We start from the raw sequence: 16,687 nt of genomic DNA, 5'->3' as shown, positions 1-16,687 counted from the left end.
ATGCTCATTGAAACCAAATTACGCCCGCCGCGACTGCCGGACGATCTGGTTCAGCGTCCTGCCATCATGGACAAGCTGGATCAGGCCACCCGGGCGCCCGTCACGGCACTGATTGCACCAGCCGGTTATGGCAAGACGACTGCCGTGGCGCAATGGCTGGCACTGCGGCGCCCCGTGCAGGCCTGGGCCACCCTGGACCGGACGGACAATGACCCGGACCGGCTCTGGCATACGCTCATTCACAGCCTGGGAAGGACTGTGGACCGGGTTCGCCGCCTCCTGGTGACAGAAAGCCCCTCCATGACCCCCTTTCCCGCTGATGACCCTTGCACTGCTTTACTGAGCGCACTTCAGGATCACGCACGCAGTTGGTCGAGGCCGGACAGACTGGTCTGGGTATGGGATGATGTTCATGCCATCGAAGACCCCGCCCTGCTCGCCGATCTGGCCCGTTTTCTGGATTACCTGCCGGACTACCTTCATGTCGTCCTGACAGCCCGGCAACTCCCCGAGCTGGACCTGCCCCGCAGGCAAGTCCGCAACCAGCTCGCCATGATTGACAAGACTGCACTCTCGTTCGGCCAGTCGGACATACGGGAGTGGGTCAGCAGGCGCTTTCAGCTGGAACTCGACGAACAGCTGTCCGGTGCCCTTTTCCGGCAGACTCAAGGTTGGGCGGCAGCCATTCAGTTTACGGCCTGCCGGCTCACACAGACGGGGCAACTCAGCGGACCACCCAGTCTGACCGACGACAGGCTGCTTGACGACTACCTGACCCATGAAGTCTTCCCCTACCTGCCCCAGGTGCTCAAGGATGCACTGCCCGTTCTGGCTGCGTTTCCTTCCTTTTCCGAAAGTTTTTGCCGAGAGGTGTTGCCCCGCTGGGATGCACGGATACTGCTCAGGGCCCTTGCATCCTCCAGCCTGCCCTGTACCGAGCACAGACTGGAAAACGAACCTCAGTATGTCCTGCACGATCTCCTCCGCAGCTGGCTCAGGCGACGTTTCGGCACCGGACAGCTGCCGGAGGAGGTCATCCTTGCGGCAAGCCGCTGGTACCTGAGCACGGGCCAGCTGATCGAGGGTCTTGATCTGCTCGCGGATCACGGCATGTGGCCGCAACTCAGTCAGGCCCTGTCAGACCATCAGAAGGATCTTGTTCAGGGCGGCCATTACCACAGGGGACGCCGGATTCTGGAACAGCTCCCGGAGCCCTGGACGAGCAACAATCCATGGGTACTGTATCTGCGGGCATCCCGGGCGTTTGCAGAGGGCAACGCGGAATTATCCGCTGCGCTGGCGGCGCAGGCACAGCCGCTGCTCGGCCCGGACCAGGTCGCTGCCAGCGGCCTGCAGGCCGACGCTGAAGCCATCGAAGCGCTCCGTGCAAGATTCTGCTTCCTGCTGGCACATCTGGCCCGGTGGCGGGGCGACATTGAAGAAAGCGCCCGTCTGACCCGGAACCTGGATGTCTCGCGCTTCAAGGATCAACCCCATCTTCAGGCCTGGGCATTGAAATCCAAGGGTGCCGACGCCTTCATGCAGGGTGCCAGCGCCGAAGGCATCCGATTCATGACCCGGGCCGTCTCGGCCGCCACCGAATCGGGCGACCGGATCTGCCTGGTTGCCACCCTGTCATGGCTGATACCGGCCCTTGTCGACCGCGGAGAAATCAGCCTGGCCGAAGTCTTTCTTCGCGATGCCCGACAGCAACTGAACGACATCTGGATCCACCATCCCGTTTACGCCGTTACGCACTACTTTTCAGCCATCATTCACCGCGAGCGGGGGAGCTGAACAAGGCCAGGGCATCTCTGGCAGAAGCGTGGCGTCACTCAGGTGGTGCCCTGAACCCTTATCACGCCGTGTACTTCAGACTGTACCACTGGTGGATTCACCTGGGACTCGGCGATCTGGACGAGGCCACTCGCGCCGCCTCCGAGCTTTCGAGAACTGCCGCACAGATTGAGGGCGCCTGGCCGTTCCTCACACCGCCCCCCGATGTCATGCTCAGCATATGCGAAGCCGCTCGCGGCAATCCCATGCCGCTGGCAGAATGGGCGATACGCCATTCTCCGGACACGCTTGCGGGCACCCTTGAGCAGCGGCGGCGCCTGACATTGCTGTGGCTGAAGGTTCGCCTGCAGTGCCCGCCCCCTGATATGGTCACACATATTGAAGCACTGCTGGAGGCCTCATTGCGCGAAGGTCAGCAGGCGCGTGCAGCACAGGTACTTCTTCTCAAGGCCCAATGGCACTGGCTGAACGGCGACAAAGCGGGAGCTTCGGAAGCATTTGCCGGCGCCGTCAGACGGGCCGATCCCTGGGAGATGCTCCAACTCTATCGGGATCAGTGCCCGGACCTGAACCCGGTTTTACACCATGTCCGCACCCAACCTGGCATGGGTGCGGTGGTGGCGCATATCCTGGGCGACCAGGCCCCGGCAGCAAGCGCTGCGTCCGGGCAGGTTGACAACCCGATGACCGAGCCACTCAGTGAACGGGAAAGGGAAATCCTCAGTTGGCTGAAAACCGGCCAGAGCAACCAGGATATTGCCGATGCGCTCCATATCAGCACGGCCACCGTCAAGACGCACCTGCGCAACCTCTACGGCAAACTGGGCGTGCGCAACCGGGCGCAAGCCGTGATCAGGGCGGTAGAAACCGGCATTCTGGATTCCGGCTGAATCTGCTACACTCCGGCAGGCAAATTTCCAGCCTGAGCGGGAGTTTTCCAGGCATGACCTTACGTCTGACACAGTACAGTCACGGCGCCGGATGCGGGTGCAAGATTGCACCCCAGGTGCTGACCGAGATTCTGCAATCCCGATTGGAGCGCATTGATGCGCCCGGCTTGCTGGTCGGCTATGACAGCCGTGATGATGCTGCCGTCCTGGATCTCGGAGACGGCACCGCGATCATTTCCACCACCGACTTCTTCATGCCCATTGTGGACGATCCCACCACCTTTGGACGCATTGCCGCCACCAATGCGATCAGCGACGTCTATGCAATGGGCGGCCAGCCACTCATGGCCATTGCCATTCTGGGCTGGCCCGTGAACGTGCTGCCGGCATCGGTGGCTGCACAGGTACTTGATGGCGGCCGGATGGCCTGCCACGATGCCGGAATCCCCCTGGCGGGCGGTCACAGCATTGATGCGCCGGAACCCATCTTCGGCCTTGCGGTCACGGGCCGGGTCAGCATTCAGAATCTCAGGCGCAATGACACGGCAAGGCCGGGCGACCTGCTTTACCTGACGAAAGCCCTGGGTATCGGCATACTGACCACCGCATTGAAACGCGGACTCATCGACGAGTCCGGGGTAAAGCCGGCGGTTGACACCATGTGCCAGATGAATCGTGCAGGACAGGCCCTGGCCGCCATCGCGGGTGTCCATGCCATGACCGACGTGACCGGTTTCGGGCTTGCCGGCCACCTGCTTGAAATGTGCACACCTGCCGGACTGGTGGCGGAACTCGATGCCGCCTCCCTGCCGCTTCTGCCCGGTGTCGCGAGGCCATGACCGCAGGCGCCATTCCCGGTGGCACCCGCCGCAATCTGGAGAGTTACGGGGCCCGGATTTTTGCCGACGACGACCAGTGGCTCAACCTTCTGGCAGATCCCCAGACCAGCGGCGGCCTTCTCGTCGCTGTTGCCGAAGAGGCCCGGAATGAAGTCGAGCAGTGCCTGACGGCCCACGGTCTGCCGGCCAGCCCGATCGGACACCTTGTTGACCGGCAAACGGATTCACCCGGAATACGGATACGATGACAGACTCCCTCCCCGACCGGCGCTTCTGCGCGGCGCCCATGATGGACTGGACCACACCGGCCTGGCGCTACTTTGCCCGCCAGATCAGCCGGCACACGTTCCTGTTCACCGAAATGGTCACCACCGGCGCCATTCTCCATGGTGACCGGAAGCGCTTCCTGGATTTTCATCCGGTGGAACATCCGGTCGCCCTTCAGCTTGGCGGCAGCGACCCGGCAGAGCTGGCCGAGTGTGCCCGCCTTGCTGAAGAATGGGGTTACGACGAGGTTAATCTGAACGTGGGCTGTCCTTCCGACCGCGTTCAGAACAACATGATCGGAGCCTGCCTCATGGGACACGGCGAACGCGTGGCCCAATGTCTGAAGGCCATGCAGTCTGCCACCCGCCTCCCCGTGACCATCAAGCATCGTCTGGGGATTGATGATCTGGACAGCTATGCGTTCCTGCGGGATTTTGTCGCCCGGCAGGCGGATGCAGGCATTCGCACGTTCTACGTACACGCCCGCAAGGCCATCCTCAGCGGCCTGAGCCCCAAGGAAAACCGCGAGATCCCGCCGCTGGATCACGAAAGCGTCTATCGGCTCAAGCAGGATTTTCCGGACCTGGAAATCATCATCAATGGCGGTATTCAGGACGTTTCCGAAGCACAACACCATCTCCGGCATGTTGACGGTGTGATGATTGGCCGGGCGGCCTATCAGCGCCCGTGGATCCTGCATGACGTGGATCCCCTCCTGTTTGGCACACCGGCACCGACCGGGGACAGGCTTGAAGTGCTGGACGCCTTTCTTCCCTACGTGCAGGCAGAGTTTGAACGCGGTCAGCCGGTATGGCATAGTCTGCGTCATATTCTGGGCCTGTTCCATGGCTGCAAGGGTGGCCGGGTCTTTCGCCGGACGCTTTCCACTCAGGGCGTGCGGCAGGACGCCACACCGGAGCTTCTCGGACACCTCCGGGAAACCATGGCACAGTATTCAATCACTCGCACAGGACGTCTGGAGACCTCATGAATCCCTCCAAGCTGGAACAACTGCAGAAGTTTACCGAAGTCGTGGCGGATACCGGTGATCTGGAGGCCATCGAACGATTCAGGCCCCGGGATGCCGCCACCAATCCCTCCCTGATCCTGAAGGCCGTGTCCTTACCGGTGTTTCGCCCCGTCCTCGAGGAGGCGGCGCGCCGTTATCGGAACACGAGCGATCCGGATGAAGCTGCCGCTGCGGCCATCGATTACCTCAGTGTGGCCGTGGGTGCCGACATCAGCAAGCGCGTACCGGGTTTTGTCTCGACCGAAGTGGATCCGACCCTGTCATTCCGCACCGATGCCACGGCAGACCGGGTCAGGCGACTGGCCGAGGCCTATGAAAAGATGGGCACCGACAGCAGCCGGATCCTGTTCAAGATCGCGGCCACCTGGGAAGGTATCAAGGCTGCGGAACAGCTGGAAAAGGAAGGCATCCACTGCAATCTGACACTGTTGTTCTCCTTCGTGCAGGCAGTCGCTTGTGCGCAGGCCGGCGTGTTTCTGATTTCCCCGTTCGTGGGGAGAATCTATGACTGGTACTGCAGGCAACGCGGTGTCAGCCACATTCCCCCGGCAGAAGATCCCGGCGTACAGTCTGTCCGCAGGATTTACCACTTCTACAAGAGTCACGGCTACAAAACCATCGTGATGGGTGCATCCTTCAGAAATACCGGACAGATCGAGGCCCTGGCTGGCTGCGACAAGCTGACCATCAGTCCGGAGCTGCTCGCACAGCTTTCAGAGGATCATGGCCCGCTGAAGCGAGTGCTCAGTCCGGATCAGGTGGCAAAGGAAACGGTACTGGAGCTGGACGAGGCCGAATTCCGCTGGCAGATGAACGAAGATGCGATGGCGACGGAAAAGCTGGCGGAAGGCATCCGCAAGTTTGCCGCAGACCAGCGTACGCTGCTTGCAAAAATTCAGGATCTGGCCCGCAACCATGCGGGCTGAAACCACAACAACACAAACATCAACAGGAAACGCTCAATGAAACAGGAAACTCTCGTCATTCACGCTGGCTACAGCCCCGATCCGACCACCAAGGCTGTCGCAGTGCCCATCTACCAGACCACCTCCTATGCCTTCGACAATACACAGCATGGCGCGGACCTCTTCGACCTCAAGGTTCAGGGCAACATCTACTCACGCATCATGAACCCGACCAATGCCGTGCTGGAAGCACGAATGGCCGCACTGGAAGGCGGAATCGGCGCCCTGACCATGGCTTCGGGCATGGCCGCCATCACCGCGACGATCCAGACACTGGCCGCCGCAGGCGACAACATCGTCAGCGTCAGCCAACTGTATGGCGGCACTTACAACCTGTTCGCCCACACGCTTCCCCAACAGGGCATCGAAGTCCGCTTCGCCAGCGGCGATGACGTCGGGGCCTTCCGCAAACTGATTGACGACCGCACCAAGGCCATCTACTGCGAATCCATCGGCAACCCGGCAGGCAACATCATTGATCTGGAAGCGCTTGGCAAGCTGGCCAACGAAGTGGGCGTTCCGCTGGTCGTTGACAATACCGTTGCCACCCCCGTCTTGTGCCGCCCCTTCGAGTATGGTGCCCATATCGTGGTCCACTCGCTGACCAAATACATCGGTGGACATGGCACCACCATTGGTGGCGTGATCGTCGATTCCGGGAAATTCCCCTGGGCCGAGCACAAGGATCGCTTCCCCCAGTTCAACGAGCCTGACCCCTCCTATCATGGTGTGGTTTATGCCGAAGCACTGGGCGAAGCCGCGTTCATTGGCCGGGCCCGTGTCGTACCGCTGCGAAACATGGGTGCCGCCCTGTCCCCGTTCAATGCCTTCCTGATCCTGCAGGGAATGGAGACACTGCCGCTGCGCATGGAGCGTCACTGCGAGAACACGCAAAAGGTCGCAGAATTTCTGGCAAAACGTCCCGAAGTCAGCTGGGTCAACTACGCCGGTCTGCCGGAAAACCGCTACCATGAACTGGCCAACCGCCTGATGGGAGGCAAGGCATCCGGCATTCTCAGCTTCGGCATCAAGGGAGGCCGTGAGGCCGGTGCCAGATTCATCGACGCACTTCAGATGGTCGTGCGGCTCGTCAACATCGGTGACGCCAAGTCACTCGCCTGCCATCCGGCCAGTACCACCCACCGGCAGCTGAATGCCGAAGAACTGGCCAGTGCCGGTGTCACGGAAGATATGGTTCGCCTGTCCATCGGCATCGAGCATATTGATGACATCATCGCCGATCTGAGCCAGGCGCTGGAAGCATCTCAAGCCTGATCCGGCAGAGGTAGCCTGTAACGACAGCCGGACCCGACAGGGTCCGGCTTTTTATTGTGAAGAGGTGGCGTATCCCGGCGCATCAGGGCGCCTGTCTGCTCAGGCCGGTTCCAGATGCCCATGAGTGAGCTTGAGCACCCTGCCCGTCCGGCAAGCCAGATCCATATCATGGGTGACGAGCACAAACGCCATGGACTGATTTCGTGCCAGTTCCAGCAATGTCTCCTGTACATGTGCCGCGGTATCCGGATCCAGGTTGCCGGTGGGCTCATCCATCAGCACCAGATCCGGTTCAGTCACCAATGCGCGGGCAATGGCCACGCGCTGGCGCTCCCCGCCCGACAGCTTGGCCGGCCTGTGTGAAAGCCGGTGCCCAAGCCCGACACGCTCCAGCCACGCCACCGCTTTCTCACGCGCCCTGCGGGGTGCCATGCCACCAATCAGACAAGGCATGGCCACGTTTTCCAGTGCGGAAAACTCGGGCAGCAGATGGTGAAACTGATAGACAAAACCAATGGACTCATTGCGCAATCTGCCCCGGGCGCGGTCACTGAGCGAAGCCACATCCTGGCCGCAGACCTCAACCCGGCCACTGGTCGGATAATCCAGGGTGCCCAGAATATTGAGCAGCGTGGACTTGCCGGATCCTGACGCCCCCACAATGGCGATCAGCTCACTTTCCCGAACTGCCAGACTGACACCATTCAGGATACGGATTTCCTCCCGCCCCTGCCGGTAGACCTTGGACAGATTTTCGGCCTTCAGCACCATTTTACTCATATCGGAGCGCCTCCGCCGGCTGAATGCGAGAAGCCCGGAATGCGGGGTAGATGGTTGCCAGCACGGTCAGACCAAAAGTGGTGCTGCAAATGACCGCCACATCCGACCACATGAGCTCCGACGGCAGATAGCTGATGAAGTACACGTCCGGGCTCAGAAAACGAATGCCCATGGCATGCTCGAACCAGGCAATCAGATCGCTGATGTTCAGAGCCAGTGCAACCCCCAGCACCGCGCCCGTAAGCGTTCCCGCCAGCCCGATGATCAGTCCCTGAACCATGAATATCCGCAGAATGCCCCCCGAACTCATGCCCAGCGTGCGGAGAATGGCGATATCCGCCTGCTTGTCGGTCACGACCATGACCAGCGTGGCCACGATGTTGAAGGCGGCCACGGCGATGATGAACATGAGCAACAGACCCACCATGGTCTTTTCCATCTGAATGGCCTGAAACAGATTGCCATGGGTCCGCGTCCAGTCGGTGGCGGTGAAATCCTTGCCCAGCAGCGACGCCAGCCCCCATGAGACCGCCGGAGCCTCGAACAGGTTGTCCAGCTTGAGGCGGACGCCCTGAACGCCTCCGCCGAGCTGCATCAACCGGGATGCATCCTCGATGTGAATGTAGGCCAGCGAGGCGTCCAGCTCCGCCCCGATGGAAAAGAGACCGACGACCGTGAAACGTTTCATGCGCGGAAAGACCCCTGCCGGCGTCACGGACGCCTTGGGCAGGATCACCGTAATGCGGTCGCCGACCTGAGCGCCGAGGTAGCTGGCCAGAATATCCCCCAGCACGATGCCGAACTGGCCCGGCTTCAGGTCATCCAGCGAACCGGCCACCATGTGCTGCCCGACAATGGACACCTGGTTTTCCCAGGCCGGATCCACCCCGTTGATCAGCAGACCATGCACCTGCCCCCTGGCCGTCGCCATGCCCTGCGCCTGTGTATAAGGCGCTGCGGCCACCACGGACGGATGTTCGAGTGCACGTGCCGCCACCTGCTGCCAGTCCATGAGTGGCGCCCCCCGCTTCTCGATCACGGCATGGGGAACGGTGCCCAGAATGCGCTGTCTCAGCTCCCGGTCAAACCCGTTCATGACCGACAACACCGTAATCAGAACCAGCACGCCCAGAATCAGTCCAATCATGGAGGTGAGGGAAATGAACGATATGAAATGATTATCGCGCTTTGAAAGGGTATAGCGCAGCCCTATGAAAAACGACAGGGGGCGAAACATGATCCGTACGACTCAATCCATGTAGTAGGTTTGCGAAGCGCCCACTATAATGGATTCAACGCTCATAACAAAGCACCGGGACACAGGCCGAGTGACAAAGTCCAAGCCCAATCGCCGCAAGTTCTACCGAATCGAGACCCGTGCGTTGCTCAGGGTTCTGCCGCAGGACAAGGATCCGGAGACTTCACCCGTCAACATGGGGGAAGAAGCCTGGCCCGCCCTGCAACGCAACCTGGCCGCTCTTGACGGCGAGTTCAGCCACCTTGCAGCGCTGTTGTACGACCGCGACAAGACCATGCTGGCGGCCCTGAAGGTGATCAACCGGAAAATCGACCTGCTTGCCCGGACCCTGACCGCCACGCAGACCACTTTTTCCGAGACGGACATTCATACCATCAATCTCAGCGAAGGCGGGCTCTCCTACCTCTCGGACGCCGGACTCCCCGTGCGGCAACCGGTTCAGATTCATCTGGTCCTGCTGCCGGACTATATCGGTTTCCGGCTCAGGGGGTTTGTCCTGCACGCCGACCCGGAAGGCAGCCGCTGGCGCATTCACCTCCAGTTCGGGAACCTGGCCGAGAATGATCGCAAGCTGCTGGCCAAGCTGGTTCTGCAACACCAACAACATACGAGACAAAACCGGGACAACTCCATAAACTAGAAACCTGTCCCGGGCCTGAGTTGTCAGGCCTCATTGATCACACGCAAGGCAAGAAGGAAATGACCATGAAACACATCCTGCTGATGATCGCTCTGCTGTGCAGCGCGCTGGCCGCCCAGGCCGAACAGGTAAAAATCCCCGTCGGGCAGCAAGGTGCCGGCCAGGAAGTGCAGAACATGCCCACACGCGGCATGACCATGCAACAGGTACTGGATCGGTTCGGCCAGCCACAGAGCGTGAAAGGACCGGTCGGTGAACCGCCCATTGAAACCTGGGTCTATCCCGCATTTACCGTCTTTTTCGAGCGGCAATACGTCATTCACAGCGTCATCAACCGGAAATGAGTTTCATGACACAGCACTCCGTAGTCTGGCCTGCCGAATGGGCACGCCAGGACGCCGTCATGCTTACCTGGCCTCATCGCAACACGGACTGGGCAGACATCCTCCAGGCAGCAGAAGACAACTTTCGCCAGCTTCTCGTGCGCATTGCCCGGCATGAGCCCGTCATTGTCGCCTGTGACCCGGCGGCAGACCGCGCGGCCATCGAAACACTGGCACACAACCTGCCTCATCCGGTGTACCTGTATACCGTTCCCAGCAACGATACCTGGGCCCGGGATCACGGACCGGTCACCGTGCTGCGGGACGGCCGGCCCGTACTGCTGGATTTCACCTTCAATGCCTGGGGCGGCAAGTTTGACGCCACGCTGGACAACGAAATCACACGCAACCTGCACCAGCAGGGCGCCTTCGGCAGGACACCGGTTGAAAGTCTGCCCTTCGTGCTGGAAGGCGGCGGCATAGAAAGCGACGGCGAGGGCACCCTGCTGACCACATCCATGTGCCTGCTGACCCCGACGCGCAACCCGGATTTCACCCGGGAAGACATTGAGCATTACCTCGGCGAGAAACTGGGCGTGGATCGGGTGCTCTGGCTGGATCACGGCTATCTTGAAGGAGACGACACGGACAGCCACGTGGACACCCTCGCCCGCTTCTGTAACCCGGACACCATTGCCTACGTTCAGTGCACGGATCCCGACGACCCGCATTACGATGCCCTGCGGGCTATGGAAGCCCAGCTACAGAGCTTTACCCGTCGTGACGGCAACCCGTACACGCTGATCCCGCTCCCCATGCCTCAGGCCTGTTACAGCGAAGACGGTCATCGGCTGCCCGCCACATACGCAAACTTCCTGATTATCAATGACGCCGTACTGGTGCCAACCTATGGCGTTCCGGAAGACCGCGTGGCACTGGAGCGGCTGGCCGAAGCATTTCCCGGCCGGGCCATTGAGGCCGTCAATTGCCGCACCCTGATCGAACAGCATGGCAGCCTGCATTGCGTCACCATGCAAATTCCCGAAGGAGTACTGAGCTGATGACCCGAACCCTGACTGTCGCCGCCATCCAGCAACACAGTTTTGCTGACAAGACCCGCAGTCTGGATCATACCGAACAACTGATCCGCGCCGCCGCCCGGGAAGGCGCGGAACTCATCTGTCTGCAGGAGCTGCATGCCACCCTCTACTTCTGCCAGACCGAGGACACCCGCCTGTTCGATCTTGCCGAACCGCTGGACGGGCCCACGACACAGCGGCTTGCCAGCCTCGCACAAGCGCTTTCTGTCGTCATCGTGGGCTCCATCTTCGAGCGCCGGGCACCTGGGCTCTATCACAATACAGCGGTCGTGCTGGAAAAGGACGGCTCTCTGGCAGGTTTTTACCGCAAGATGCACATTCCGGACGACCCGGGATTCTATGAAAAATTCTATTTCACGCCGGGTGATGCAGATGAACCCGGTTTCCGGCCGATCAGCACATCCGTCGGGCGCCTGGGCGTTCTCGTCTGCTGGGATCAGTGGTACCCGGAAGCTGCCAGACTGATGGCACTCGGTGGTGCCGACCTGCTGATCTATCCCACTGCCATCGGCTGGGATCCGCGCGACGACGAAGCCGAGCAATCCCGCCAGCAAGGCGCCTGGGAAACGGTTCAGCGTGGCCATGCGGTCGCCAATGGTCTGCCTGTCATTGCCATCAACCGCGTGGGGCACGAACCCGACCCGAGCGGACAGTCCGAGGGTATCCTGTTCTGGGGACACTCCTTCATCGCCGGGCCCCAGGGTGAAATTCTCGCCATGGCGGACACCCGACAGGATACTGCACTGGTGCATACGCTGGACATCGGACACAGTGAAGACGTACGCCGCATCTGGCCGTTTTTCCGTGACCGCCGGATTGATGCCTACCCCCCCATCGTCAAGCGCTGGCTGGGAGACCAATGAGCAAGCCGCTGAACGCCCTGCTCAAGCAGCTCAACACCATCATCCTGGGCAAGGAGCGCCAGATCCGTCTGGCGCTGACCTGCCTGTTCTGCCGTGGACACCTTCTCATCGAGGATGTCCCCGGCATGGGCAAGACCACCCTGGCCCATGCGCTTGCCCAGGTACTGGGCCTGAGCTACAACCGCGTTCAGTTCACCAATGACCTGCTGCCCTCCGATGTCCTGGGTGTCAACATCTTCAACCGTGAAACCCAGACCTTCACCTTCCACCCCGGACCCGTGTTTGCCAATCTGGTTCTGGCGGACGAAATCAACCGGGCCAGTCCCAAGTCACAGAGCGCACTGCTCGAAGCCATGGAAGAACGTCAGGTCACCATCGAAGGCGAAACGCACCCCCTGCCCGAGCCCTTCTTCGTCATCGCCACCCAGAACCCGCAGGATCAGGAAGGCACCCAGGCGCTGCCCGAATCTCAGCTGGACCGATTCTTCATGCGCATCCACCTGGGCTATCCGCCGGAAGATGCGGAACGGGCCCTGCTGATGGGACACAATCGTCGCGATGCGATCCGCAAGCTCACTCCCTTGCTGAAACCGGAGCACATCATCGCGCTGCAGCACCAGATTACCCGTCTCACCGTGACCCAACCACTGGTGGACTACGTGCTGCGGCTTCTGAATTTCACCCGAACGGACGACAGCATTCCGCACGGACTCTCACCCCGGGCAGGCCTGAATCTGCTTCACGCTGCCAGGGGCTGGGCCTTCCTGAATGGCCGGACACATGTCCTGCCGGAAGACGTCCAGGCCGTATTCCCGGCGGTGGCAGAGCATCGTCTGGGAGGTCATTCACCACTGGGCAGCAGCCCCCTTTCCGAGTATATTCTCGCCAGCGTGAACGTTCTGTAACAGCAGATAGACGCCTGCTATTTGTATCATTGGCGCATTCAATCCCAAAGACATGCGGTCTGTGATACCGTATGTCCAAACCATTCTGCATCATGAGGTCACCATGTCCGAAAGCAAGCACAGCAAGCTCATCATTCTCGGTTCCGGTCCCGCCGGTTATACCGCAGCCATCTACGCGGCACGTGCCAACCTGCAACCCACCCTGATCACCGGCATGGAAATGGGTGGCCAGCTGACCACCACGACCGATGTGGACAACTGGCCCGGAGACTGGGAAGGGGTACAAGGCCCGGAACTCATGGAACGCATGAAGAAACATGCGGAACGTTTTGAAACCAATATCATTTTTGATCACATTCATACTGTTGATCTGAAGAACCGGCCCTTTACGCTGACCGGTGACCAGGGCACCTACACCTGCGACGCACTGATCATTGCCACGGGGGCATCTGCCCAGTATCTCGGCCTGCCCTCGGAAGAGGCCTACAAGGGCCGCGGTGTCAGCGCCTGCGCCACCTGCGATGGCTTTTTCTATCGCGGCAAGAAAGTGGCCGTCATTGGCGGCGGCAATACAGCGGTTGAAGAAGCCCTGTATCTGGCCAATATCGCCAGCCATGTCACACTGGTACACCGACGCGACAAGCTTCGGGCCGAGAAAATCCTGCAGGACAAGCTGTTTGAGCGCGAGAAGGAAGGCAAGATCACCATCGAATGGAACCACACCCTGGACGAAGTACTGGGTGACGACGCGGGCGTGACCGGTATCCGTATCAGGCACACCCAGAGCAGCGAGACCAAAGACATTGACGTGATGGGTGTTTTCATCGCCATCGGCCACAAGCCCAACACGGACATCTTTGAAGGTCAGCTGGAGATGGACAAGGGGTATATCCGCGTCAAGGGCGGAAGCGAGGGTAACGCCACGGCAACCAGTGTACCCGGTGTATTCGCTGCCGGCGATGTGGCCGACCAGGTATACCGTCAGGCGGTCACCTCTGCCGGAGCCGGCTGCATGGCCGCGCTGGATGCCGAGCGCTTCCTTGACGGTGAGTAAGGCCTGCCTTGTCTGTTGTCTGGCTGGATGATGAGCTGTGGTTTCCACCTCCACAGCTTGCCCTGAAAGAACCGGATGGCCTGCTCTGCGCAGGCGGGGATCTTTCAATCCAGCGTCTCAGGCTGGCCTACGCTTCGGGGATTTTTCCCTGGTATGAAGCAGGCCAGCCCATTCTCTGGTGGTCACCCGACCCGCGCTGCCTGATCGACCGGGATCATCTGCATGTCTCACGCTCGCTCAGAAAACACCTGCGCAAGAATCTGAGTCACCTGATCATTACCATTGATCAGGCCTTCGATCAGGTCATTGAGGCCTGCGCCGCTCCCCGCACCTATTCCAGCGGAACCTGGATCACGCCGGAAATGATTGCCGCCTACAAAGCACTGCATCAAACGGGCATAGCCCACTCGTTTGAGCTCTGGCACGGAGACAACCTGGTGGGTGGCCTTTACGGCGTCGCTATCGGGCGCGCCTTTTTCGGAGAGTCCATGTTCAGCAGGCAGACCAATGCTTCCAAGCTGGTCTTCGCATGGATGGTGCTGCAACTTACGCAGTGGGAGTTCAGCCTGATTGATTGCCAGCTACCCAACAGTCATCTCCAGAGTCTGGGTGCCTTTACCATACCGCGCGCTCAATTCTTGACTATACTTGAAGAAAGCGTGGCCCTGCCCGACCAGACACACTGGGCACCCACGATCGGGCTTGAGGTGATCCTGTCACATGAGCAATCTGAAAACACTGGTCTTCTACGCCACACCAGAGCATGACTGCTCCTATCTGCCTGGCCGACAGGCGGTGACGCTTTTCGTTGATCCATCCATGCCCATCAATGACACCCTGTACACCCGATTGTCACAAATCGGTTTCCGGCGCAGCGGCCAGCATTACTACAGACCGAAATGTGCCGGTTGCCAGGCCTGCATTCCCGTCCGGATTCCCGTCTGGGACTTTGATATGCGCCGCCGCCACCGGCGTGTACTGCGTGCCAACGCACACCTTCGGGTCACTGAAAAACCGGTCGATTTCTACCCGGAGCACTTTGATCTCTATTGCCGCTATATCAATGCCCGCCACGCAGACGGCGACATGTATCCACCCAGTCGAGAGCAATATGATTCCTTTTTACTGGATGCCCGCCCGGGATCCTATCTGAACGAGTTCAGGGAGGGTGACACCGTGGTCTGTGTGTCAGTCGTGGACCGGCTGCTTGATGGCTTGTCCGCCATCTATACCTTCTTCTCGCCAGACATGCCTCACAACAGCCTGGGTACCCTGGCCATTCTCACACAGATTGACCAGTGTCGTCGTTTCAGTCTGCCCTACCTGTATCTCGGTTACTGGATCCGCAACAGCCGGAAGATGCAGTACAAGAACCAGTTTTCTCCGCTGGAATATTACCTGGATCAGCAGTGGGTACGTGCCTGAACCCCACGCCCCGGCCTGAACACCCAAACCTTGTTAGCAACAAATAGAACTGTCCGGTTTTGTAGCACATAAACTGTCCGCTTTGGGTCCACTGATGATCAGACTTGGCAGCGGACGTTGGCCGGTGCCTGATCAATAGGTTCGAGGGGGTCGAAGGGCAGGCCTTCTGGGGTGTAACTGGCCAGTCTTCTGGGGCCGTGGAAGATCGCCAGGGAGCGATCAGGATAACGGTGTACCCGAACCTTGGCCTTGACGTAATGGCGCCGATAGCGGTCGGCAGGGATCTGCAGCTTGAGTCCCTCGAACGAGACGCAGTTGTCCTTGTTCACGGTGCGTTCGTACTGCTCACACAGGATGTCGTCCAGTCCAGGGCCGATGAAAGGCACGAAGGCGCTGCCCTCGACGGCGGGTTTGACGCAGAACTCCCGGTTGAAGGCCGGCAGGTAGTGCTCCCGAAGGTAGCGGTTGGCCGCCGCCATGGTGGTAATGCCCTGGGCTGCAAGTTCCTTGGGCAGGCGTCCCTGATGGGTGGCGAACTGGCGCTCACAGCGGCCCCGGGCCTCGGGGGAATAGGCGGGGATCATCTCGACCCCGAGCTGGGCCATGGCCCTGCCGAACTGGGTGAGGTTGGACTTGTCGACCTTGCCGCCGGCCTTGGGGGTGTGCCAGTAGTGACTGCCCCGGTCGGTATAGAGGCTCGAGGGAAGGCCGTGATCGGTGATGACCTCTCGCATGGCCTGGAAGCTCGAAGCCGTGCCTTCCTCCTCGACGAAGAACATGGAGTAGTGCTCAGAGGTGGCGTCATCGAAGGTGATGATCAGATCCCAGTGGTGGCCGGGAACCCATTCGTGGGTGGAGCCATCCTGGTGGAGCATCATGCCGACCATGGGCGCCCGCTCGCGGCGTCGACGATGCTTACCCCGAGCCGGTGCCTTCTTGACCAGGCCTGCCTTCTGCAAGGTGTTCCGTACCCAGGTATAGCTGCGTGTGCCGCCGTGACGGTCGCGGTAGAAGCTGTAGAAGTGTTTGATGTTCCAGCCGTCGTAGCGCTCCTTGTAGAGCGCCTCGAGGCGTAGAACCTCATCCACCGGGGCCTTGCGGTGGGAAACCTGACTCAGGCGCTTGTCGATCAGGCCGTCGAGGCCCTCCTCCTCGTAGCGGTCGATATAGCGCCGGAAGGTCCGCTCACAGACCCCCAGCAGCCGCGCCGCCTCTTCCTGGGTCAGCCGTTTCTCGGTCCATCCCGTATAGGCTTCTTCGAATCGCATTTTCCGGA

The 16,687-nt window shown here is 60.4% G+C and carries 16 protein-coding genes and 1 pseudogene; 14 read left to right on the top strand and 3 right to left on the bottom strand.

Features of this window, described 5'->3' with window-relative positions; genetic code table 11:
* The 6 genes and pseudogenes from AAIA72_RS02505 to AAIA72_RS02480 all read left to right on the top strand — a co-directional run bounded on the left by AAIA72_RS02505 (position 1) and on the right by AAIA72_RS02480 (position 7,063).
* Positions 1-1,797, top strand: coding sequence for an AAA family ATPase (locus AAIA72_RS02505; protein WP_369601874.1), 1,797 nt, complete (start codon positions 1-3; stop codon positions 1,795-1,797).
* A complete protein-coding gene (locus tag AAIA72_RS02500; protein ID WP_369602958.1) occupies positions 1,725-2,687 on the top strand; it encodes a response regulator transcription factor in 963 nt (320 codons plus the stop codon). Before AAIA72_RS02505 ends, AAIA72_RS02500 begins: the two co-directional genes overlap by 73 nt.
* Before the next feature lie 53 nt (positions 2,688-2,740).
* A pseudogene (gene selD / locus AAIA72_RS02495) lies at positions 2,741-3,693 on the top strand (selenide, water dikinase SelD); the annotation flags it as partial.
* 77 nt (positions 3,694-3,770) lie between these two features.
* Positions 3,771-4,784 (top strand): tRNA dihydrouridine(20/20a) synthase DusA, encoded by a 1,014-nt coding sequence (gene dusA, locus AAIA72_RS02490; protein ID WP_369601873.1) that lies wholly within the window; start codon positions 3,771-3,773, stop codon positions 4,782-4,784.
* The gene (tal, locus tag AAIA72_RS02485) at positions 4,781-5,749 is read left to right on the top strand and encodes a transaldolase (RefSeq protein WP_369601872.1); all 969 of its coding nucleotides are present in this window, start codon (positions 4,781-4,783) and stop codon (positions 5,747-5,749) included. Before dusA ends, tal begins: the two co-directional genes overlap by 4 nt.
* Positions 5,750-5,785: 36 nt before the next feature.
* Positions 5,786-7,063 carry a bifunctional O-acetylhomoserine aminocarboxypropyltransferase/cysteine synthase gene (locus AAIA72_RS02480; protein WP_369601871.1) on the top strand — a complete coding sequence of 426 codons (1,278 nt, stop codon included), beginning with the start codon at positions 5,786-5,788 and terminating at the stop codon, positions 7,061-7,063.
* Between the two features lie 99 nt (positions 7,064-7,162).
* Here AAIA72_RS02480 and AAIA72_RS02475 read toward each other — a convergent pair whose 3' ends face one another.
* The gene (locus AAIA72_RS02475) at positions 7,163-7,843 is read right to left on the bottom strand and encodes an ABC transporter ATP-binding protein (protein WP_369601870.1); all 681 of its coding nucleotides are present in this window, start codon (positions 7,841-7,843) and stop codon (positions 7,163-7,165) included.
* Positions 7,836-9,080: a lipoprotein-releasing ABC transporter permease subunit gene (locus AAIA72_RS02470; protein ID WP_369601869.1), complete on the bottom strand. Its 1,245-nt coding sequence runs from the start codon at positions 9,078-9,080 to the stop codon at positions 7,836-7,838. The genes AAIA72_RS02475 and AAIA72_RS02470 overlap by 8 nt, the downstream gene beginning before the upstream one ends.
* A gap of 91 nt (positions 9,081-9,171) precedes the next feature.
* Here AAIA72_RS02470 and AAIA72_RS02465 point away from each other — a divergent pair, with 91 nt between their 5' ends.
* The 8 genes from AAIA72_RS02465 to AAIA72_RS02430 all read left to right on the top strand — a co-directional run bounded on the left by AAIA72_RS02465 (position 9,172) and on the right by AAIA72_RS02430 (position 15,411).
* Entirely contained in the window at positions 9,172-9,741 is a 570-nt protein-coding gene (locus tag AAIA72_RS02465; RefSeq protein WP_369601868.1) for a PilZ domain-containing protein, read from the top strand.
* A 65-nt stretch (positions 9,742-9,806) separates the two neighbouring features.
* Positions 9,807-10,085 carry a hypothetical protein gene (locus AAIA72_RS02460; RefSeq protein ID WP_369601867.1) on the top strand — a complete coding sequence of 93 codons (279 nt, stop codon included), beginning with the start codon at positions 9,807-9,809 and terminating at the stop codon, positions 10,083-10,085.
* Positions 10,086-10,090: 5 nt separating this feature from the next.
* On the top strand, positions 10,091-11,125 hold the full coding sequence (locus AAIA72_RS02455; RefSeq protein ID WP_369601866.1) for an agmatine/peptidylarginine deiminase: 1,035 nt from the start codon (positions 10,091-10,093) through the stop codon (positions 11,123-11,125).
* Complete coding sequence (locus AAIA72_RS02450; RefSeq protein WP_369601865.1) at positions 11,125-12,027, top strand: carbon-nitrogen hydrolase; 903 nt, start codon at positions 11,125-11,127, stop codon at positions 12,025-12,027. The genes AAIA72_RS02455 and AAIA72_RS02450 overlap by 1 nt, the downstream gene beginning before the upstream one ends.
* Positions 12,024-12,932 (top strand): AAA family ATPase, encoded by a 909-nt coding sequence (locus AAIA72_RS02445; protein WP_369601864.1) that lies wholly within the window; start codon positions 12,024-12,026, stop codon positions 12,930-12,932. The genes AAIA72_RS02450 and AAIA72_RS02445 overlap by 4 nt, the downstream gene beginning before the upstream one ends.
* A gap of 103 nt (positions 12,933-13,035) precedes the next feature.
* A complete protein-coding gene (gene trxB / locus AAIA72_RS02440) occupies positions 13,036-13,986 on the top strand; it encodes a thioredoxin-disulfide reductase (protein ID WP_369601863.1) in 951 nt (316 codons plus the stop codon).
* Between the two features lie 8 nt (positions 13,987-13,994).
* Positions 13,995-14,753 carry a leucyl/phenylalanyl-tRNA--protein transferase gene (aat, locus tag AAIA72_RS02435; protein ID WP_369601862.1) on the top strand — a complete coding sequence of 253 codons (759 nt, stop codon included), beginning with the start codon at positions 13,995-13,997 and terminating at the stop codon, positions 14,751-14,753.
* On the top strand, positions 14,707-15,411 hold the full coding sequence (locus AAIA72_RS02430; RefSeq protein WP_369601861.1) for an arginyltransferase: 705 nt from the start codon (positions 14,707-14,709) through the stop codon (positions 15,409-15,411). The genes aat and AAIA72_RS02430 overlap by 47 nt, the downstream gene beginning before the upstream one ends.
* A gap of 98 nt (positions 15,412-15,509) precedes the next feature.
* On the opposite strand, the gene AAIA72_RS02425 is transcribed toward AAIA72_RS02430, so the two are convergent.
* Positions 15,510-16,679: an ISNCY family transposase gene (locus AAIA72_RS02425; protein ID WP_369600308.1), complete on the bottom strand. Its 1,170-nt coding sequence runs from the start codon at positions 16,677-16,679 to the stop codon at positions 15,510-15,512.
* Between the last annotated feature and the right edge of the window lie 8 nt (positions 16,680-16,687).

It is taken from the genome of Thermohahella caldifontis, assembly GCF_041153465.1.
GTDB lineage: Bacteria > Pseudomonadota > Gammaproteobacteria > Pseudomonadales > Oleiphilaceae > Thermohahella > Thermohahella caldifontis.
This window is presented reverse-complemented; position numbering and strand designations above follow the sequence as displayed.

Coding starts and splice junctions, on each gene's coding strand:
- AAIA72_RS02505 (WP_369601874.1), top strand. CDS start 1: ATGCTCATTGAAACCAAATTACGCCCGCCGCGACTGCCGGACGATCTG.
- dusA (WP_369601873.1), top strand. CDS start 3,771: ATGACAGACTCCCTCCCCGACCGGCGCTTCTGCGCGGCGCCCATGATG.
- tal (WP_369601872.1), top strand. CDS start 4,781: ATGAATCCCTCCAAGCTGGAACAACTGCAGAAGTTTACCGAAGTCGTG.
- AAIA72_RS02480 (WP_369601871.1), top strand. CDS start 5,786: ATGAAACAGGAAACTCTCGTCATTCACGCTGGCTACAGCCCCGATCCG.
- AAIA72_RS02475 (WP_369601870.1), bottom strand. CDS start 7,843: ATGAGTAAAATGGTGCTGAAGGCCGAAAATCTGTCCAAGGTCTACCGG.
- AAIA72_RS02470 (WP_369601869.1), bottom strand. CDS start 9,080: ATGTTTCGCCCCCTGTCGTTTTTCATAGGGCTGCGCTATACCCTTTCA.
- AAIA72_RS02460 (WP_369601867.1), top strand. CDS start 9,807: ATGAAACACATCCTGCTGATGATCGCTCTGCTGTGCAGCGCGCTGGCC.
- AAIA72_RS02455 (WP_369601866.1), top strand. CDS start 10,091: ATGACACAGCACTCCGTAGTCTGGCCTGCCGAATGGGCACGCCAGGAC.
- AAIA72_RS02450 (WP_369601865.1), top strand. CDS start 11,125: ATGACCCGAACCCTGACTGTCGCCGCCATCCAGCAACACAGTTTTGCT.
- AAIA72_RS02445 (WP_369601864.1), top strand. CDS start 12,024: ATGAGCAAGCCGCTGAACGCCCTGCTCAAGCAGCTCAACACCATCATC.
- trxB (WP_369601863.1), top strand. CDS start 13,036: ATGTCCGAAAGCAAGCACAGCAAGCTCATCATTCTCGGTTCCGGTCCC.
- AAIA72_RS02430 (WP_369601861.1), top strand. CDS start 14,707: ATGAGCAATCTGAAAACACTGGTCTTCTACGCCACACCAGAGCATGAC.
- AAIA72_RS02425 (WP_369600308.1), bottom strand. CDS start 16,679: ATGCGATTCGAAGAAGCCTATACGGGATGGACCGAGAAACGGCTGACC.